This window comes from Flavobacterium ammonificans (assembly GCF_020886115.1).
Taxonomy (GTDB): Bacteria; Bacteroidota; Bacteroidia; order Flavobacteriales; family Flavobacteriaceae; genus Flavobacterium; species Flavobacterium ammonificans.
Genome location: NZ_AP025185.1, coordinates 2,355,138 through 2,375,734, shown reverse-complemented (window position 1 = coordinate 2,375,734; position 20,597 = coordinate 2,355,138). Strand labels below are relative to the sequence as shown.

At 35.4% G+C, this 20,597-nt stretch carries 13 protein-coding genes; 7 read left to right on the top strand and 6 right to left on the bottom strand.

Going from position 1 to position 20,597, the window contains the following annotated elements:
- The 6 genes from LPC20_RS10560 (at position 1) to LPC20_RS10535 (ending at position 12,167) form a co-directional block, all read left to right on the top strand.
- On the top strand, positions 1-1,680 hold the full coding sequence (locus LPC20_RS10560) for an AlwI family type II restriction endonuclease (RefSeq protein WP_229325200.1): 1,680 nt from the start codon (positions 1-3) through the stop codon (positions 1,678-1,680).
- A gap of 356 nt (positions 1,681-2,036) precedes the next feature.
- The gene (gene asnB, locus LPC20_RS10555) at positions 2,037-3,638 is read left to right on the top strand and encodes an asparagine synthase B (RefSeq protein ID WP_229325199.1); all 1,602 of its coding nucleotides are present in this window, start codon (positions 2,037-2,039) and stop codon (positions 3,636-3,638) included.
- 181 nt (positions 3,639-3,819) lie between these two features.
- Entirely contained in the window at positions 3,820-5,763 is a 1,944-nt protein-coding gene (gene gyrB / locus LPC20_RS10550) for a DNA topoisomerase (ATP-hydrolyzing) subunit B (RefSeq protein ID WP_229325198.1), read from the top strand.
- A gap of 48 nt (positions 5,764-5,811) precedes the next feature.
- A complete protein-coding gene (gene mdh, locus LPC20_RS10545; RefSeq protein ID WP_229325197.1) occupies positions 5,812-6,747 on the top strand; it encodes a malate dehydrogenase in 936 nt (311 codons plus the stop codon).
- A 224-nt stretch (positions 6,748-6,971) separates the two neighbouring features.
- The gene (secDF, locus tag LPC20_RS10540; RefSeq protein ID WP_229325196.1) at positions 6,972-9,944 is read left to right on the top strand and encodes a protein translocase subunit SecDF; all 2,973 of its coding nucleotides are present in this window, start codon (positions 6,972-6,974) and stop codon (positions 9,942-9,944) included.
- 114 nt (positions 9,945-10,058) lie between these two features.
- Positions 10,059-12,167 carry a prolyl oligopeptidase family serine peptidase gene (locus LPC20_RS10535; protein ID WP_229325194.1) on the top strand — a complete coding sequence of 703 codons (2,109 nt, stop codon included), beginning with the start codon at positions 10,059-10,061 and terminating at the stop codon, positions 12,165-12,167.
- A gap of 87 nt (positions 12,168-12,254) precedes the next feature.
- Here the strand turns inward: LPC20_RS10535 and lgt are convergent, their stop codons facing one another.
- From lgt to LPC20_RS10505, 6 genes are all read right to left on the bottom strand, one after another.
- Positions 12,255-13,178, bottom strand: a complete 924-nt coding sequence (gene lgt, locus LPC20_RS10530) for a prolipoprotein diacylglyceryl transferase (protein WP_229325192.1) — start codon at positions 13,176-13,178, stop codon at positions 12,255-12,257.
- A gap of 42 nt (positions 13,179-13,220) precedes the next feature.
- Positions 13,221-13,469, bottom strand: coding sequence for a membrane protein insertion efficiency factor YidD (gene yidD / locus LPC20_RS10525; RefSeq protein ID WP_229325191.1), 249 nt, complete (start codon positions 13,467-13,469; stop codon positions 13,221-13,223).
- Positions 13,470-13,507: 38 nt separating this feature from the next.
- Complete coding sequence (gene cysS / locus LPC20_RS10520; RefSeq protein ID WP_229325190.1) at positions 13,508-14,986, bottom strand: cysteine--tRNA ligase; 1,479 nt, start codon at positions 14,984-14,986, stop codon at positions 13,508-13,510.
- A gap of 154 nt (positions 14,987-15,140) precedes the next feature.
- Positions 15,141-15,812 carry a GTP cyclohydrolase I FolE gene (folE, locus tag LPC20_RS10515; RefSeq protein WP_229325189.1) on the bottom strand — a complete coding sequence of 224 codons (672 nt, stop codon included), beginning with the start codon at positions 15,810-15,812 and terminating at the stop codon, positions 15,141-15,143.
- A 153-nt stretch (positions 15,813-15,965) separates the two neighbouring features.
- A complete protein-coding gene (locus LPC20_RS10510; protein WP_229325188.1) occupies positions 15,966-17,171 on the bottom strand; it encodes a pyridoxal phosphate-dependent aminotransferase in 1,206 nt (401 codons plus the stop codon).
- A gap of 183 nt (positions 17,172-17,354) precedes the next feature.
- Positions 17,355-17,738: a DUF1573 domain-containing protein gene (locus tag LPC20_RS10505; RefSeq protein ID WP_229325187.1), complete on the bottom strand. Its 384-nt coding sequence runs from the start codon at positions 17,736-17,738 to the stop codon at positions 17,355-17,357.
- 212 nt (positions 17,739-17,950) lie between these two features.
- On the opposite strand from LPC20_RS10505, the gene LPC20_RS10500 reads away from it, so the two are divergent.
- A complete protein-coding gene (locus LPC20_RS10500; RefSeq protein ID WP_229325186.1) occupies positions 17,951-20,584 on the top strand; it encodes a valine--tRNA ligase in 2,634 nt (877 codons plus the stop codon).
- Positions 20,585-20,597: the final 13 nt, after the last annotated feature.

Here is a 20,597-nt window from a genome sequence, read left to right as displayed (position 1 = left end):
ATGGCAAGAATAGACAGTAAAGTAATTTTCGTTACAACATCACCACGAACACCTGCTAAAATGATTCCTGAAATTGAGTTATTGAACACTCATTTTGCAGGACAAAAATGGAATACAAAAACGCAACTTGCATTTATGGAGCTATTGAAAGAAGAAAACTTCTTTAATGGCGAAGGTGCAAACGACCCTGCATTTAGTGCAAGAGACAGAATAAATCGAGCACCGAAATCACTAGGTTTTGTTGTGCTTTCGCCAGTTATCAGTTTAACTCCAGCGGGTTTAGAATTAGTAAATTCAAGACGAAAAGATGAAATATTTTTACGACAATTGCTAAAGTTTCAAGTACCGTCACCTTTTCACAAGCCTTCTGCTAATTCTGCTGATTTTTGGGTAAGACCTTATCTTGAACTTTTTAGATTAGTTCGTCATTTCGGTTCTTTGAAGTTTGACGAAGTAATGATTTTTGGATTACAATTAGTTGACTACCGAGAATTTGAAACAATTGTTGAAAAAATCAATCAATTCAGAATAGCAAAAGCACAAAACGAAGTAAATTACAAAAAATTTCGTGCTGAATATTTAGAAGCTGAACTACAACAAATTTATAGTGCCGATATTGCTTCTGGAAAAACCAAAACAAGACAAACAAATGACGATTCAATTTCAAAATTCTTAAAAACTAAAGCAAGTAATATGCGAGATTATGCAGATGCTTGCGTTCGTTATTTGAGAGCAACAGGCTTGGTAAACATTTCACACATTGGAAAATCTATTTCAATTGTTCCTGAAAAAATTCAGGAAGTAGATTATTTCTTGGAACATACAAACAGAGAACCACATTTTATTGACAACGAAAAACAATATGTTGCTTATCTTGGTAATGCAGAAACACCAGCACTTCTAACCGACAACAGAGAATTACTTGAACAAAAAATAAAGACAGAATTTCCGAAAATCAAAATTGAAGAAACAGCAACTTTACAACAGCTTAAAGACATTTTTGCTGACGAATTAGAGAAACGAAAAGAGCAAATTATTACCGAACAAGTTATGGCAATCAAAGATTATCGCTTGTTTGACGACATCAATTCGACATTTGACCAAATACTTGCCAATTCACTATACGACAACCCTTTAATGTTGGAATGGAATACTTGGCGAGCAATGACAATGCTTGACGGAGGAAACATAAAGGCAAATCTGAAATTTGACGACTTCGGAAATCCAATGTCAACCGCACAAGGAAATATGGCAGATATTGTTTGTGATTATGAAGATTTTGGCTTAACTGTTGAAGTTACAATGCAAGGTGGACAAAGACAATATGAAACAGAAGGCGAACCAGTTACAAGACATCTTGCAAAAGTGAAACGGGAAACAAATAAACCTGCTTATTGTTTGTTCATAGCACCAAACATAAACGAGGCTTGTGTTGCTCATTTTTACGCTTTACACAAAATGAACATCAGTTACTACGGTGGGACTTCTACAATCGTTCCTCTGCCATTAACAGTATTTTTAAAAATGGTTGAGGATTCGCACAAAGCAAGTTATGTTCCCGAACCAAGACACGTTCAACGATTTTTTGAGCGTTCAAACGAATTGGCAAACTCAACAGACAATGAAAAAGAGTGGTATAACGGAATAACACAAGAAGCATTAAATTGGCTGACAGAATAAAGGGCGAAGGCATAACAGCACCTACACGCAAGTGGTGGTTAAGTGCTTCTATGACAGTTTAGTGCAAGGTTCAAGTTTTGTACTTCTAATAAAGTTCAGTGCTAAAAATCCCCACCTGCGTGTAGCTGTAAACCGTTAAACAAGGATAAACAGATTATTTCAATAAATAGTTAATTGACTATCCATTTACATATTTTAACTTCAAGTTTACAATTCCTTTATTTTTAATTACATTTTAAATATAAAAACTAATTTTAAGTTTTTATTTGTAAGTTAATTTTAAGTTTATGTTTTTCAATCGTAACTTTTAACTCATCTTTGCCGTATCAAAATAACACAAAGTAAATTGTAAGATTATGTGCGGAATATTAGCCATCATAGGAAAAGGAAAAGATGAACAATTAGTGAGAGAACTTTCAAAAAGAATGACCCATCGTGGTCCAGATGAAAGTGATATTCATATAACAGAGAATGGACATATTTTAAGTCACGAGCGTTTGTCAATTATTGACTTGCATTCAGGGCGCCAACCGATTCAAGGAACTTCAACCGCTTGGATGGTACATAATGGAGAAGTGTACAATCACCAAGCATTGCGTGACGGAGTTTTGAAAGGACATACTTTCAGAACTAAATCCGATTCAGAGGTAATTGTGCATTTGTACGAAGAATTTGGTTATGATTTTTGTCAAATGTTGGACGGAGATTGGGCATTTGTTGTAGTTGACGGAGATGATTTTATTGCAGGTAGAGATCCAATGGGAGTTAAGCCATTGTATTACGGTTTAGACGACAGGGGAAGAATCTATTTTGCTTCTGAAATGAAACCTATTGCTGACCAATGTAAAACATTTTCGACTTTTCCTCCAGGGCATTATTACACTCCAAATACTGGTTTTGTAAAGTACTACCAACCTGTTTATGAAGATTACACTAAAGCAGATCAAGATTTAGATTTGGAATTGATTAGAGAAACCTTGACTGAGGCTACTCGTAAACGTTTGATGAGTGATGTGCCAATTGGGGTGTTGCTTTCAGGAGGTTTAGATTCGTCTTTGACGTCTTCAATTGCGTCACGATTATTGAAAGAAAGTGGTAAAAAATTACATTCCTTCTCAATTGGTTTGGATGCAGATGCGCCAGATGCTAAAGCTGCTAAAAAAGTAGCAGAGTTTTTAGGAACAGAACACCACGAAGTACACTTTACGATTGAGCAAGGTATCGAAATCTTAGATAAATTGATTTGGCATTTGGAAACCTATGATGTGACTTCTATTCGTGCGAGTACGCCTATGTATTTCTTGTCTAAAGCCATTACCGATATGGGAATTAAAGTGGTGCTTTCAGGAGAAGGTGCTGATGAGATTTTTGGAGGGTATTTGTATTTTAGAAATGCGCCAACGGTGGAAGATTTCCAAAAAGAAACCATTGAAAGAGTGCAGAAATTATTCACTGCCGACTTGTTAAGAGCAGATAAATCAACTATGGCTCACGGTTTAGAGGCGAGAGTTCCGTTCTTAGACAAAGCATTCTTAGATATGGCTGTTCGTATCAAACCGGAAGAAAAAATGCCGAAAACGTATGATGGAAAAGAAAAATACATTTTAAGAAAAGCATTTGATACTCCAGACAATCCGTATTTGCCAGATGAGGTATTGTGGAGACAGAAAGAGCAGTTCTCGGATGGTGTTGGGTACAACTGGATTGATCAATTGATTGAGTATTGCTCTTCTCAAGTAACTGACGAGCAATTAGCTGGAGCTGAAGCTGAGTTTCCTTATAACACGCCTACGACAAAAGAAGCCTATTTCTACAGATCCATTTTTCATAAATACTATCCACAAGTAAGCGCAGCACAAACCGTTAGAAAATGGATTCCAAAATGGCAAGAAAATCAAGATCCGAGTGGTAGAGCCAATGCAGCCCATGTTCAAGCAGATGTTGCAATAGCATTGTAATTTTAGATTAGTTTTATTAATGTTGGAAAAAGACGTTTCGCTTCATAGAAACGTCTTTTTTTGTCAAAAAATATAAACAAATGTTGATAACTTAACATTTATAAAAGGGATTTTCTTTCTCAAATACCCCCTGTTTTTATATATTTGCTCGTTATACAATTTTACATTTTAGAATAAAAATATGAGTGAGGAAATTAACAAGAATAATTATTCAGCGGATAGTATTCAGGCATTAGAAGGAATGGAGCACGTAAGAATGCGTCCTTCAATGTATATTGGAGATGTAGGAGTGCGAGGGTTGCATCATTTAGTGTATGAAGTAGTAGATAACTCTATTGATGAAGCAATGGGAGGTCATTGTGATACCATTAGTGTTGCTATCAATGAAGATGGATCGATTTCTGTTGAAGATAATGGTCGAGGTATTCCGGTAGGAATTCATAAAAAAGAAGGTGTTTCCGCTTTAGAGGTTGTAATGACTAAAATTGGAGCTGGAGGAAAATTTGATAAAGATTCGTATAAAGTTTCTGGAGGTTTACACGGTGTTGGTGTTTCTTGTGTGAATGCTTTGTCATCTCATTTAAGAGCAACGGTTCATAGTAGTGATGGAAAAATCTACGAGCAAGAATACGAACGTGGTAAAGCGTTATATCCAGTAAAACAAATTGGAGAAACTACTAAAAGAGGAACAATTGTTACTTTTTATCCAGACCCAACTATTTTTACTCAAACTACAGAGTATTCGTATGAGACATTGTCTGCGCGTATGCGTGAATTGTCTTTCTTGAATAAAGGAATAAAAATCACTTTTACAGATAAAAGAGAAGTAGATAAAGACGGAAACTTCCTTTCAGAAGTGTTCCATTCTACTGAAGGATTGAAAGAATATATTCGTTATTTAGATGGGAACCGTGAGCCAATTATTGCGCACGTAATTTCTATGGATCACGAAAAAGGTGAAATTCCTGTTGAGGTAGCCTTGATTTACAATACAAGTTATTCTGAGAATATCTTTTCATATGTAAATAACATTAATACACACGAGGGAGGAACTCATTTACAAGGTTTTAGAAGTGGTTTGACAAGAACGCTTAAGAAATATGCCGATGCTTCTGGGATGTTGGATAAATTAAAATTCGAAATTGCTGGTGATGACTTCCGTGAGGGACTTACCGCTATTATTTCGGTTAAAGTATCAGAGCCTCAGTTCGAAGGACAAACCAAAACTAAGTTAGGGAATAGAGAGGTAGTTTCTCCGGTGAGTCAAGCTGTTGGAGAAATGTTAGAGAATTATTTGGAAGAAAATCCAAATGATGCTCGTATCATTATTCAGAAAGTAATTTTGGCTGCCCAAGCCCGTCACGCTGCTAAAAAAGCACGTGAGATGGTACAACGTAAAACCGTTATGGGTGGCGGCGGATTGCCAGGAAAATTATCAGATTGTTCTGAACAAGATCCAGAAAAATGTGAAGTATACCTTGTCGAGGGAGATTCGGCAGGTGGAACTGCAAAACAGGGTCGTGACCGAAATTTTCAAGCGATTTTGCCTTTACGTGGTAAGATTTTGAACGTGGAAAAAGCAATGCACCACAAAGTTTTTGAAAGCGAAGAGATTCGAAATATCTTCACGGCTCTTGGGGTAACTGTTGGTACAGCGGAAGATAGTAAAGCATTGAATATTGAAAAATTACGTTACCACAAAGTGATTATTATGTGTGATGCCGATGTCGATGGAAGTCACATTGCTACCTTAATATTAACGTTCTTTTTCCGTTTCATGAGAGAATTGATTGAAAGAGGTCACGTATATATTGCTGCGCCTCCTTTGTACTTGGTGAAGAAAGGAAACAAAAAAGAGTATGCTTGGACAGAAGATCAACGTGATTTAGCTAACGAAAGAATGGGAGGTAGTGCTGCTATTCAACGTTATAAAGGTCTTGGAGAGATGAATGCAGAGCAATTGTGGGAAACTACAATGGATCCGAGTTTTAGAACTTTACGTCAAGTTACCATTGACAATATGGTGGAAGCCGATAGAGTTTTCTCTATGTTGATGGGAGATGAGGTACCGCCAAGAAGAGAATTTATTGAGAAAAATGCGGTGTACGCTAAAATTGATGCGTAACAAACCATATTGAAAAACAGTTATTATATAATTATTAAATAAAAAAAAATGAAAGTTACAATTGTAGGAGCAGGAAATGTAGGAGCAACCTGTGCTGACGTAATCTCGTATAGAGGTATTGCAAGTGAAGTAGTATTATTAGATATTAAAGAAGGTTTTGCTGAAGGTAAGGCTATGGATATTATGCAATGTGCTACTAATACAGGATTTAATACTAAAGTAACCGGAGTAACAAATGATTACTCTAAAACTGCAAATAGCGACGTTGTTGTTATTACTTCTGGAATTCCAAGAAAACCAGGGATGACTCGTGAAGAATTAATAGGTATTAATGCAGGAATTGTAAAAACAGTTGCTGAAAATGTATTGGTTCATTCTCCAAATACAATTGTAGTGGTAGTTTCTAATCCTATGGATACAATGACTTATTTAGCATTGAAATCAACTGGTTTGCCAAAAAACAGAATAATCGGTATGGGAGGCGCTTTAGATAGCTCTCGTTTTAGATATTATTTATCTCAAGCTTTAGACAAACCATCAAACGATGTTTCGGCAATGGTTATTGGTGGTCACGGTGATACTACTATGATTCCGTTGACTCGTTTAGCTTCTTATAACGGTATTCCAGTTTCTGAATTTCTTTCTCAAGAAGAATTAGATAAAGTGGCTGCATCTACTATGGTAGGAGGTGCTACTTTGACTGGTCTTTTGGGAACTTCAGCTTGGTATGCTCCAGGTGCTTCAGTGGCTTATTTAGTAGATAGTATTTTGAATGATCAAAAGAAAATGATCGCTTGTTCTGTTTTCTTAGAAGGGGAATATGGACAAAATGATATTTGTATTGGAGTTCCTTGTATTATCGGTAAAAATGGTGTGGAAGAAATTTTAGACATCACTTTAAATGATTCAGAGAAAGCTTTATTTGCTAAAAGTGCAGATGCAGTAAGAAATATGAATGCTGATTTAAAATCAGTTTTAGCATAAAATTGTAATATAATTTAAAAAGACTGCGTTTTTGCAGTCTTTTTTTTGAGATTAATTGACAAATAAATTGGTTAATCTTAACCTTAAATTATATATTTGCTCGGTTTAAAAAAATGATTACTTAGATTTGGAGTGATATATTCTCTTTGATTTAAGTTTTAATCGTTGTATTACAGCGATTTAAGGAAAAATAAATATAAAAGATTAATTAATTTTTAGTAATAATGCAGAATAAAGGCCTCATTAAATTTTTCGCAATTCTATTTGCATTGGTAAGTATTTACCAACTTTCTTTCACTTTCATAGCTAACTCAGTAGCTAGCGATGCTAAAGCTTTTGCAGGTGGAAATCCTGAAAAAGAGTTAAAATATTTGGATTCGATTGGTAAAGAAAAAGTATTAAATCTTGGATTTTCTGATTTTACTTATAACGAAGTAAAAGATAAGCAAATCAATAAAGGTCTTGACTTAGAAGGAGGAATCAACGTGATTCTTCAAGTTTCTGTTAAAGACATTTTGAAAGGTTTATCTAATTATTCTAAAAACCCAGTTTTCAATAAATCGTTAGATGATGCTACGGCTAATCAAAAAGGGAACCAAACCTATATTGATGCTTTTTTTGAAGCTTTTGAAGCTAACTCAAATGGAACCGTAAAATTAGCTTCTCCTGATATTTTTGCTAACAGAAATTTACAAGGTGAAGGTGGAGTAGATTTCCAAATGACGGATGCTCAAGTAAAAAAGGTAATCAAAAGAAAAGTTGATGAATCTGTTGAAAGTGCTTTTGGAGTATTAAGAAAACGTATAGACAAATTCGGAGTAACACAACCTAATATTCAAAAGTTAGGAGAGTCTGGAAGAATCTTAGTTGAATTGCCAGGTGCTAAAGATGTTGATAGAATTAAAAAATTATTACAAAGTACTGCTCAATTAGAGTTTTGGGAAACCTATAAAATTGAAGAAATTGGAAACTTTTTAATGGCTGCAAATGAGTCATTGAAGAAAACCGAAATCAACAAAACGGCTCCTCAAAAAGTGGTTAAGGATTCATTAAGTGCTTTATTGGCTGATACTAAAGATGCTGATGCTACTAAAAAAGGAAACAATCCTTTATTAGATAAAATTATTGCACAAGGTGGTGGACCAGTTTTAGGATTATTTGCTCCAAAAGATACCGCTACTGTTGGTGAGTATTTAAGAAGAGCTGATATTAGAATTTTATTAGCAGGTGACCAACGTTATGCTAAATTTGTTTGGGGAAAACCAACTAAAATTAAAGATGCAAAATCAAAAGAAATCGATGCGGTTGAATTGTATGCTCTAAAAGGAAATAGAGATAACATTGCTGCAATGAGTGGTGGTGTAGTAACTGATGCAAGTGATACTTTTGACCAACTTGGAAAACCAGCTGTTTCTATGCAAATGAATGGTAAAGGAGCAAAAGCTTGGGAAGAATTAACAGGTAGAGCTTACACTCAAAAAAGCAATATTGCTATTGTTTTGGATAACGTTGTATATTCTGCTCCAGGAGTTTCTAGCGGACCAATTGCTGGTGGAAGATCAGAAATCTCTGGTGATTTTGATGTTACTGAAACAAAAGATTTAGCTAATGTTTTAAAAGCAGGTAAATTACCAGCTTCTGCAGACATCATTCAATCTGAAGTGGTTGGACCATCTTTAGGACAAGCAGCTATTGATGCGGGTACAACATCCTCTATTGTTGGATTTTTATTAGTTTGCTTTTGGATGGTGTTTTATTACGGTAGAGCAGGTTGGTATGCTAATTTAGCTTTGTTCTTAAACTTGTTATTCTTATTCGGAATTATGGCTAGTTTTGGTTTTGTTTTGACCTTGCCAGGTATTGCGGGTATTGTTTTAACATTAGGTACTGCGGTTGATGCAAACATCATCATTTACGAAAGAGCCAAAGAAGAATTGCGAGAAGGAAAATCATTAACGGATACAGTAATTGCTTCTTATGGATGGAAAGGTGCTATGAGATCAATCATTGATGCTAACGTTACTCACATTTTAACTGGAGCGATCTTATTTATTTTTGGAACAGGATTGATTAAAGGTTTTGCCTTAACTTTATTAATTGGTATTGTAACTTCATTATTTACTTCGATTTTTATTGCTAGAATTTTCATCGACAGAAATGTGAGTACTGTAAATAACTTAACATTTTCAACGTCTATCACAAAAAATTGGTTCACCAATTTTAACTTTGACTACATACGTATTAAGAAAGTAACTTATGTTATTTCATCTATCGTTGTTATTGTAAGTTTAATTTCAATTTTCTTTGTGAATGGATTGGATCAAGGAACTGATTTTGTTGGAGGTAGAACATTCCAAGTTAAATTTGAAAAACCAATTGATGCTTCAGTAGTAGCAGAAGAATTATCAAAAGAGTTTGGAACAACAGTTGAGGCTAAGATTTTCGGATCTGATAATCAATTGAAATTGACTACCAAATATAAAATTACTGAAGAAGGTCTTGATGTAGATAAAGAAGTAAACGAGAAATTGTATGCTGGATTGAAAAAATACTATAATGGTATTACTTACGATCAATTCATTAATTCATACGATGGAAAAAAAGTAGGAGTTTTACAAGCTTCTAAGGTAGGTGCTTCTATTTCTGAAGATATCAAAACAAATTCGTATTGGGCTGTAATTGGTGCAATGGCAGTTATATTCTTGTACTTAATGATCTCTTTCCGTAAGTGGCAGTATTCATTAGGAGCAATTGCTGCAGTAGCGCACGACGTAATTTTTGTTTTAGGAATTTACTCTTTATGTTATAAGTTTATGCCTTTCCATATGGAAATGGACCAACATTTTATTGCAGCTATTCTTACTGTAATTGGGTACTCTATGAATGATACTGTAATTGTATTTGATAGAATTAGAGAGTTTATTTTAGGTAAACGTAAAGGTACTTTTGAAGAAATCGTAAATGCTTCTATTAACACTACTTTATCTAGAACATTAAATACTTCATTATTAATGATTATTGTATTATTGACGATGTTCATATTTGGAGGAGAATCAATTAGAGGATTTATCTTTGCGATGTTAATAGGTATTTTTGTTGGAACTTATTCTTCACTATTTATTGCAACTCCTGTTTTAGTTGATACAATTTCTAGAGAAGAGAAAAACCAAATTGAAAAAAATCATAAAGGAGCATAAATAATTGTTCTATAAATTATAAGGGGGATTCGACAAATGTTGAATCCCCTTTTTTTATCAATTTAATTTGGAATGCAAAAATTGATTATTTTTGATAAAACTAATTCTCAAAAAATGAAAAAAGTATTTATATCTATGTTAGTATCTTCGACAATTGTATCAGTTAGTCAAGCTCAAATAAATTATCCTCAAACAAAGAAAACTGATAAAGTTGATTCCTATTTTGAAACTAAAGTATCCGACCCTTATCGTTGGTTAGAAGACGATCGCTCTCTTGAAACGGCTGATTGGGTAAAAGCCCAAAATCAAGTGACATTTGGATATCTTGCCACTATTCCTTTTAGAGATGCTATTAAGCAACGTATGGAAAAATTATGGAATTATGAAAAGGTTTCAGCACCATTCAAAGAAGGAAAGTACACCTACTATTATAAAAATAATGGATTACAAAACCAGTCCGTTCTTTATCGAAAAGATGCTTCTGGTAACGAAGAACTGTTTTTAGATCCCAATACGTTTTCCAAAGATGCTACAACTTCTTTGGCTGACATTAGTTTTTCGAAAGACGGTTCGCTTTGTGCCTATTCCATTTCTGAGGCAGGAAGTGATTGGAGAAAAGTGATTTTCATTAATGCAGAAACTAAGCAAAGCATTGGCGACAAATTAATCGATGTGAAGTTCAGTGGTTTATCTTGGAAAGCGAATGAAGGTGTTTATTATTCTAGTTACGATAAACCGAAAGGAAGTGAATTGTCAGCAAAGACTGACCGACATAAATTGTATTTTCATAAATTAGGAACCAACCAATCAGAAGATATATTAGTTTTTGGCGACAAAGAGAAAAGACGCTATGTTGGAGGTACTGTTTCAGAAGATAATCATTATTTGTTTATTTCAGCTGCCAATTCCACTTCAGGAAATGAATTATATCTAAAAGATCTAACTCAACCCAATAGCGAAATTAAATCGATCCATTCTGGTTTTGAGTATGATGTAGACGTTTTGGATAGTAAAGGTTCAAAATTATTTATTGTAACCAATTATAAAGCCCCAAATAAGCGCGTTGTTACTGTTGATGTAGCTAATCCGTCTCCAGTCAATTGGAAAGATTGTATAGCCGAAACAGATCAAGTGTTATCTCCTTCAACGGGTGCGGGATTTATTTTTGCTAATTATATGAAAGATGCCGTTTCGGTAGTTAAACAATTTGATTACAATGGAAAATTAGTGCGCGAAATCCAATTGCCTGGATTGGGAACGGCTTCTGGGTTTAGCGGTAAGAGCGAGGACGAAGCATTGTATTTTTCGTTTACCAATTATGTGACTCCAAATACAACCTATAAATTTTTGCCTCTTGAAGGAAAGTCGTCGATTTATGTGCAACCAAAAGTGGATTTCATCAGTGAAAATTATATTTCTAAACAAGTGTTTTATACTTCAAAAGATGGAACAAAAGTACCTATGATTATTACCTACAAAAAGGGGACTGAGTTAACAGCCAAAAATCCAACTATTTTATACGCTTACGGAGGATTCAATGTGAGTTTAACTCCTTCTTTTAGTATAGCCAATGCGGTTTGGTTAGAAATGGGCGGAATCTATGCTGTAGCCAATTTAAGAGGCGGCGGAGAATACGGTAAAAAATGGCACGATGCAGGGACCAAAATGCAAAAGCAAAACGTTTTTGATGATTTCATTGCAGCTGCAGAATATTTAATTGCTGAAAAATACACATCATCTGACTATTTAGCGATTAAAGGGGGTTCTAACGGAGGTTTATTGGTTGGAGCTACAATGACGCAACGTCCAGATTTAATGAAGGTAGCATTACCCGCTGTTGGCGTAATGGATATGTTGCGTTACCATACTTTTACAGCTGGTGCTGGTTGGGCTTACGATTATGGAACTGCTGACGATTCTAAAGCGATGTTTGAGTATATCAAAGGCTATTCTCCAGTGCATAATGTGAAATCAGGAGTGAAGTATCCTGCAACATTGGTTACCACAGGAGATCACGATGATAGAGTAGTGCCAGCGCATAGTTTTAAATTTGCTGCAGAATTACAGGCTAAACAATCAGGTGTTAATCCAGTGTTAATCCGAATTGAAACCAATGCCGGTCACGGAGCCGGGAAACCGGTTTCAAAAACCATTGAAGAAGCGGCTGATTTGCAAGCCTTCACTTTGTATAATATGGGAGTGAAATCATTACCAATGAAATAAAAAGTAAACTTTATAATATTAAAAAAGGCTGTCCGTAATAATGGACAGCCTTTTTTGTATTAATTAAGTGCAGATTACAAATATATCTTACTCTTTAATTGATTTTGATGTAAAAATAAAATAGAAGCCAATCAAAATAAAAGGAATACTCAACCATTGTCCAGTTGATAAAAGACCTAAAGCACTTTCAAAACCTCCTTGACTTTCTTTAACGGATTCGACTACAATTCGAACAGAGAATAATAAGACCAAAAACAATCCGAATAGGTAACCTGATTTCTTGCGCGCTTCCGTTTTCCAATACAAGAAAAACAAAATAGCAAAGACAAAAATATAACAGAAGGCTTCGTACAATTGTGTTGGATGTTTAGCAGGAACTTGTTCTAAAAGTGTCGTAAATTTTGGGTCGGTTGCAATGGCTTTATACGCTTCGCTTGGGTCTGCAATTTGAGTAGCATTAACCGCATCTCTTGGACTAAAATAATCTCGGATGAATTTAATTCCAAAAGACGAAGACGTTGCTTCACCAATAATTTCTGAGTTAAAGAAGTTCCCGATTCGAACAAATATGGCTCCACTTGCTACAGGAACGACAATACGGTCTAAAATCCATAATTGTGGTTTTTGCAAAATGTTTTTGCTGTAAAAATACATCGCTAATATAATTCCGATAGCTGCGCCATGACTTGCTAAGCCTGTAAATCCAGTAAAATGAAAACTAGGCTCAAATCGAACAGGTAAAAAGATTTCTAATAAATTGTTTCTGAAGTATTCCCAGTCGTAAAACAAAACATGTCCTAAACGAGCGCCAGCCAATGTAGCCAGCACCATCCAAATGAATAATGAATCTAGTTTTTCAATTGTTTCTCCTTCGCGAACGAAAATATGTTTCATAATGTACCAGCCCAATCCAAAGGCAATTACGAACATTAAGCTGTAATAGCGAATCATGAAAAAGCCTAAATCAATTCCTTCCGATGGATTCCAAACAATGGCTAAAGTCTGTGTCATTTTGTGTATTTATTTAGTGTAAAAATAAAGTATTAATTGAATTTATAATTTGTGATGGCATTTTTTGGGAGGAACCGGATCATAACCACTTTTGCCCCAAGGATGGCAACTCAGAATGCGTTTAGTTCCTAAAAATAATCCGTAAACTAAACCGTGTGTTTTCAATGCTTCTAGCATATACGAAGAACATGTAGGTTCAAATCGGCAAGCAGCCGGCGTAAACGGAGAAATTGCCACTTGGTAAAAGCGCACCAACATCAAAAAAGGAAAAATGAGAATCTTAGATACCATATTATAATTTTGAATGAGTCGCAAAAACGGTAATTCTATTACAAGCTAAACGTAGTTCCTTCTTTACCGTCTTTCAATTGAATGCCTAAAGCCAACAATTGATCTCTAATTTGGTCAGACAAAGCAAAGTTTTTATTCTCTCTGGCTTGCTTACGCATTTCGATAAGCAAGTTTACTGTACCTTCTAATTTGTCGTTGTTTCCATCGCTTATTTTCTCGTCTTCTAAGCCTAGAACCTCAAAAACAAAACCGTTCATTGCGGTAGTAAATATTTTCAAATCTTCGGCAGTTAAGCTTTCTTTACCTTCTTTTAGTACATTCACAAAACGAACGCCTTCAAACAACTGCGCAATTAAAATAGGCGTGTTAAAATCATCGTTCATGGCATCATAGCACAATTGCTTCCACTCGGCAATATTCAATGTACTTTGAGCAGCTGCAGTAATCGATTCTAAACTACTCATCGCTTCCATCAAACGTTTGTATCCTTTTTCAGCTGCTACAATAGCATCATCAGAAAAATCCAAAATACTTCTGTAATGGGCTTGCAACATAAAGAAACGCGTCACTGAAGCTGAAAAAGCCTTGCTTAAAATCGTATTCTCACCAGTCAATATCTCTCTTGGCAAAATATTATTTCCAGTCGATTTTGCCATTTTTTTGCCATTCAGGGTCAACATATTGGCGTGAAGCCAATAATTTACAGGAGTTTGACCTGTACAAGCCTCATTTTGTGCAATTTCACATTCATGATGTGGAAATTTCAAATCCATTCCGCCACCGTGGATGTCAAAATGATTCCCCAAATACTTGGTACTCATGGCTGTACATTCCAGGTGCCAACCTGGAAAACCATCGCTCCAAGGCGAAGGCCAACGCATAATATGTTGTGGTTCGGCTTTTTTCCATAAAGCAAAATCTTGCGGATTTCGTTTATCCGATTGTCCATCTAAATCACGAGTGTTGGCTAACATTTCTTCAATATTTCTGCCACTCAAACGCCCGTAATGGTTTGTTTCGTTAAATTTTACTACATCAAAATACACCGATCCATTGGCTTCATAGCCAATTCCGGCATCGATTATTTTCTTGATGATTTCGATTTGTTCAATAATATGCCCCGTAGCCGTAGGTTCAATACTTGGCGGTAAGAAATTAAAAGCACTTAAAATTTCATGAAAATCCACGGTGTATCGTTGCACTACTTCCATCGGTTCCAATTGTTCCAAACGCGCTTTTTTGGCAATTTTATCTTCACCTTCATCCACATCGTCCACAATATGCCCTACATCGGTAATGTTGCGCACATAACGTACCTTGTAATCCAAATGTTGGAAATACCTAAAAATCACATCAAACGACATAAAAGTTCTCAAGTTTCCTAAATGCACATTACTGTACACCGTCGGGCCGCAAACATACATCCCAACATTTCCTTCATGAATAGGCGTAAAGACTTCTTTTTCTCCCGAAAGAGAATTGTATATTTTCAGTTGTTGACTTTTATATAATGGCATTTTTATTTTTTTAGGAGCTGTTTACTTCGTCAGTTCGCTTTGCTCGTGTCCTGCTATTCGCTGTATCTTTTTCTGTAGCCTTCGAGTGCCTCAGGCTACCTAAAAAAGGATGCCGCTATTATCAGGGCTAAGCGTTTACGCTACAATAGACTATTTAGAACTTCGTGTCTAATTTAATGTAATCTAAAAATTCTCTTTTCGTTTGGGCTTCTTTGAATTTACCTCCAAATTCAGAAGTTACAGTACTACTTTCAATATCACCAATTCCTCTTGAATTTACACACAAATGTTTAGCATCAATTACACAAGCTACATCTTCTGTTCCTAAGGCAATTTGCATTTCTTGAACAATTTGCATTGTTAAACGCTCTTGAACTTGAGGTCTTTTTGCATAATATTCTACAATTCGGTTCATTTTAGAAAGACCAATTACAGTTCCGTTTGAGATGTACGCAACGTGCGCTCTTCCAATGATAGGCAATAAATGGTGCTCACAAGTAGAATAGACAGTAATGTTTTTTTCTACTAGCATTTCACCATATTTGTAATTATTTTCAAACGTGGAAGCTTTAGGTTTTTTAGCTGGGTTCAGTCCGGCAAAAATCTCTTTTACAAACATTTTAGCCACTCGGTTAGGAGTACCTTTCATGCTGTCATCAGTCAAATCCATTCCTAAAGTAGTTAAGATGTTTTCAACGTCTTTTTTAATTCTTTCGATTTTTTCGTCGTCAGCAATTGCAAAAGCATCATCCCTTACTGGGTTTTTCGCATTGGTACTAATATGATTGTTTCCTATTTCGTCTTGAAATTCTTCGTTGTTTATCATTAAAGCTTCTGTTATGTATAGTATAAATTTTGAGCGGTAAAGATAATTAATAATATGCAAAAAAAGGAAGCCCTTTTCGGATTTAATCAAAAAGGAAAAAGCAACACTTTTTCAGTATTGCTTTAGTTTATATTTTATAGTGAATTAAGTTGTTTATTGTGCTTTTCTTCTCCCGTTATAAGCAGGAATCGCTTCTTTCAATACCGCTACGGCACGTATCAAATCTTCAGTTTTCAATACGTAAGCAATACGTACTTGATTTAATCCCATTCCAGGAGTAGAGTAGAATCCGCCAGCTGGGGCTACCATAACGGTTTCGCCATTCAAGTCATAACTTTCTAATAGCCATTGCGCAAAATCATCCGTATTGTCAACGGGTAATTCGGCAATGCAATAAAAAGCCGCTTTAGGAGTACTTACTTTTACCCCTTCAATTTTATTTAATTCGGATACAAGCGTATCTCTACGATCACGGTATTCTGAAATCACTTCATCAAAATAACTTTGCGGAGTGTCAATAGCAGCCTCGCAAGCAATTTGCGCAATTGTTGGCGGGCAAAGTCGCGCTTGTGCAAACTTCATAGCAGCTGCAATTACGTCTTTATTTTTGGTTACCATACAACCAATTCGAGCGCCACACATACTGTAACGTTTTGAAACCGAATCAATCATAATAACATTCTGTTCTACCCCTTTTAAATTCATTACTGAGTAATGGATATCGTCTCCGTATATAAATTCGCGGTAGACTTCATCAGCAATCAAGAACAAATCGTGTTTTTTTGCTAATTCACCTAATTGTAAAATTTCCGATTCCGAATACAAATAACCGGTTGGATTATTCGGATTACAAATCAAAATAGCTTTTGATTTTGACGTAATTAGTTTTTCAAAATCAGCAATAGAAGGCAATTCAAATCCCGTTTCAAATCCCGAATTAACTGGAACTACTTTAGCAGCAGATTCGGCAGCAAAAGCGCTGTAATTGGCATAAAATGGCTCAGGAATAATTAACTCGTCTTCAGGGTCCATTATACTTCCTAATGCAAATAATAAGGCTTCAGAACCACCAGTAGTGATTAAAATATCTTCGGTATTTACGTTTACGTTTTGGTTGGTATAGAATTGGGCTAATTTTTTTCGGTAACTTTCATAACCAGCAGAAGGACCGTATTCTATAATATCGAGTTGTATATTTTTGATAGCATTAATGGCTATTTCAGGACTTTTAATATCAGGTTGACCAATATTTAAATGATAGACTTTATGTCCTTTTTCTTTGGCTAAATCAGCAAAAGGAGCCAATTTTCGAATTGGCGACTCAGGCATGGAATTTCCTCGGGTGGATAGTTTCGGCATGTGTTAACTCTTGAATTGCAAATTTGCACTTTTTTTCTGTAATTTCTGTATATTATTCGTTGTAAATGCTCATAAAAATGGATAAAAATGTTACATTTTTAAGATATTATATGTGAAAAACAAATAAAACAAAACGCCTTTTGAAGTCAAAAGGCGTTTTCTAAATGAATAGGGTAGTATATTCTATTCTATAACTTCTCCTTTTATTTTTAAAGCAATCCTACCTCCTTCATAATTAGTAGCGTTTGATTCTACAGTTATTGTTTTACGGATAGGCCCTGTAGCCATATTGTATTTTACTTCAATTTTTCCTTTTTGTCCAGGAGCAATAGGTTGTGTGGGTTTTTGGGAAATAGTAAATCCAGAAGTGGAAAGAACGTCTATGATAACTAAAGGCGCATCACCTGTATTAGTGAATTGAAAACTACGAATTCCGGAATCGGTAGTTTTATTCACTTTACCATAATCAATAGTATTGTCTTTGGCTGAAAATTCAATTTTAGCAGATTGTGAAAAGCTAATACTGCTAAACAAGGTGAATAAAAGGAGGGCGATAATTTTTTGCATCGTAATGTATTTAATTGTTTAGTAAAGTTAGTTTGTTTTATTTACACTACAAATTTTTATTTCGCTTTTTATAGTGTACTTAATTATTTACTTTTGTTGCTTGTTTGTCTCACAAAATGTAGGCAAAATAGAAAGCGTTATTTTTGAATTGGATATATAAGTCACAAACTTTAAATAAACGCTACATAACGATTAAACGAATTTACTATACAATGACAATTCCTGCACAATTCGACGCCAAAACCATTGAACAAAAGTGGTACGATTACTGGATGAAAAATAATTATTTTCATTCAGAACCTGACCACAGAACGCCTTATACGATTGTAATTCCACCACCTAATGTAACTGGAGTGTTGCACATGGGACATATGTTGAACAATACGATTCAAGATGTATTGATTCGTAGAGCGCGTTTGAAAGGGTTCAATGCGTGTTGGGTACCAGGAACAGATCATGCTTCTATTGCTACCGAAGCGAAAGTAGTTGCCAAACTAAAAGCCGAAGGAATCAATAAAAATGATTTGACTCGTGAAGAATTTTTAGCGCACGCTTGGGAGTGGACCGACAAATATGGTGGGGTGATTTTGGACCAATTGAAAAAATTGGGTGCTTCTTGTGATTGGGAACGCACTAAATTTACGATGGATCCCGATATGTCGGCATCTGTAATTCGTTCGTTTGTGGATTTATACAACAAAGGTTTGATTTATCGCGGTTACCGAATGGTAAACTGGGATCCAGAAGCTAAAACAACCTTGTCTGACGAGGAAGTAATTTATGAAGAACAACAAGGAAAGTTGTATTTCCTTAACTATAAAATTGAAGGGAGTAACGATTTCTTGACCGTGGCAACGACACGTCCGGAAACTATTTTTGGAGATTCAGCCATCTGTATTAATCCGAACGATGAACGTTTTGCTCATTTGAAAGGTAAAAAAGCAATTGTTCCAATTTGCGGTAGAGTAGTGCCAATTATTGAAGACGAATACGTAGATGTAGAATTTGGTACTGGTTGTTTGAAAGTGACACCTGCTCACGATATGAACGACAAGACCTTGGGCGAAAAACATAATTTAGAAATCATTGACATCTTTAATGAAGATGCGACTTTAAATAGCTTTGGTTTGCATTACCAAGGACAAGATCGTTTTGTGGTTCGTGAGGCAATTGCCAAAGAATTAGAAACGGTTGGTGCTTTAGCTAAAACCGAAATTCACTTAAATAAAGTAGGCACTTCAGAAAGAACTAAGGCAGTAATTGAGCCTCGTTTGTCAGACCAATGGTTCTTGAAAATGGAGGATTTGGTAAAACCAGCCATCAAATCCGTTTTGGAGGATAGCGAAATTAAATTGCACCCAAAACGTTTTGATAATACCTACGCGCATTGGCTGAACAACATTCGCGATTGGAATATATCCCGTCAATTGTGGTGGGGACAACAAATCCCAGCCTATTATTATGGTTACGGAAAAGAAGATTTTGTGGTTGCAGAATCGATTGAAGAGGCTTTGGTTTTAGCCAAACAAAGAACCAACAACCAACAACTGACAACTGATAACCTAACTCAAGACGTTGATGCTTTAGATACTTGGTTTTCTTCTTGGCTATGGCCAATGGCGGTTTTTGGAGGAATAATGGATCCTGAAAGTGAGGATTTTAACTACTATTATCCAACGAATGATTTGGTAACCGGACCGGATATTTTGTTTTTCTGGGTGGCGCGAATGATTATCGCAGGTTATGAATACACGGGTAAAAAACCATTTACAAATGTATATTTAACCGGTTTGGTTCGCGACAAACAACGACGTAAAATGTCTAAATCATTAGGAAATTCTCCTGATCCTTTAGATTTGATTGAAAAATTTGGTGCCGATGGTGTTCGTGTAGGCTTGTTGTTGAGTGCTTCGGCAGGAAACGACATTATGTTTGACGAAGAATTGTGTAACCAAGGAAAAGCCTTTACCAATAAAATTTGGAATGCGTTCAAACTGATTAAAGGTTGGGAAGTGTCAGATACAATTCCGCAACCCGAATCGTCTAAAGTAGCCATTGAATGGTATGAGGCGAAATTGCAACAAACCCTTTTAGATATTGAAGATAATTTTGAAAAATATAGAATTTCAGATGCTTTAATGGGTATTTATAAATTAGTTTGGGATGATTTCTGTTCTTGGTTTTTAGAAATGATTAAACCAGCATACCAACAACCAATTGACAGCATTACATTGGCGAAAGCCATTGAAATGTTGGAAAACAACTTGAAATTATTGCACCCGTTTATGCCTTTCTTAACTGAAGAAATTTGGCAGTTATTGGCTGAAAGAACTAAAGAAGAAGCGTTGATTGTTTCGACTTGGCCAACAATGAAACCATTTAATGCGAGTTTGATTACTGATTTTGATAACACTATCGAAGTGATTTCAGGTATCAGAACCATTCGTAAAGACAAGAATATTCCGTTCAAAGATACGATTGAGTTGAAGGTGGTGAATAACGATAAAGCTTCGACTTATTTTGATTCGGTTGTAAGTAAATTAGGTAACATAACGGCATTGGATTATGTGTCCGATAAAGTGGATGGTGCTTTGTCTTTCCGAGTGAAATCGAATGAATACTTTATTCCAATTACAGGAAATATCAATGTAGAAGAAGAAATTGCTAAATTGACTGAAGAGTTAAATTATACCAAAGGTTTCTTGAAATCTGTTCAAGGGAAATTATCGAATGGAAAATTTGTGGCAGGTGCTCCAGATAAAGTAATCGAAATGGAACGCAAGAAAGAAGCAGATGCTTTGGCAAAAATTGCAACGATTGAACAAAGTTTGGCAGGATTGAAATAATCTACAAATTCAT

What these genes read in the sequence shown, in the direction of transcription:
- mdh (WP_229325197.1), top strand. Translation starts at nt 5,812, where the DNA reads ATGAAAGTTACAATTGTAGGAGCAGGAAATGTAGGAGCAACCTGTGCT.
- LPC20_RS10505 (WP_229325187.1), bottom strand. Translation starts at nt 17,738, where the DNA reads ATGCAAAAAATTATCGCCCTCCTTTTATTCACCTTGTTTAGCAGTATT.
- folE (WP_229325189.1), bottom strand. Translation starts at nt 15,812, where the DNA reads ATGATAAACAACGAAGAATTTCAAGACGAAATAGGAAACAATCATATT.
- LPC20_RS10560 (WP_229325200.1), top strand. Translation starts at nt 1, where the DNA reads ATGGCAAGAATAGACAGTAAAGTAATTTTCGTTACAACATCACCACGA.
- LPC20_RS10500 (WP_229325186.1), top strand. Translation starts at nt 17,951, where the DNA reads ATGACAATTCCTGCACAATTCGACGCCAAAACCATTGAACAAAAGTGG.
- yidD (WP_229325191.1), bottom strand. Translation starts at nt 13,469, where the DNA reads ATGGTATCTAAGATTCTCATTTTTCCTTTTTTGATGTTGGTGCGCTTT.
- lgt (WP_229325192.1), bottom strand. Translation starts at nt 13,178, where the DNA reads ATGACACAGACTTTAGCCATTGTTTGGAATCCATCGGAAGGAATTGAT.
- LPC20_RS10535 (WP_229325194.1), top strand. Translation starts at nt 10,059, where the DNA reads ATGAAAAAAGTATTTATATCTATGTTAGTATCTTCGACAATTGTATCA.
- secDF (WP_229325196.1), top strand. Translation starts at nt 6,972, where the DNA reads ATGCAGAATAAAGGCCTCATTAAATTTTTCGCAATTCTATTTGCATTG.
- LPC20_RS10510 (WP_229325188.1), bottom strand. Translation starts at nt 17,171, where the DNA reads ATGCCGAAACTATCCACCCGAGGAAATTCCATGCCTGAGTCGCCAATT.
- asnB (WP_229325199.1), top strand. Translation starts at nt 2,037, where the DNA reads ATGTGCGGAATATTAGCCATCATAGGAAAAGGAAAAGATGAACAATTA.
- cysS (WP_229325190.1), bottom strand. Translation starts at nt 14,986, where the DNA reads ATGCCATTATATAAAAGTCAACAACTGAAAATATACAATTCTCTTTCG.
- gyrB (WP_229325198.1), top strand. Translation starts at nt 3,820, where the DNA reads ATGAGTGAGGAAATTAACAAGAATAATTATTCAGCGGATAGTATTCAG.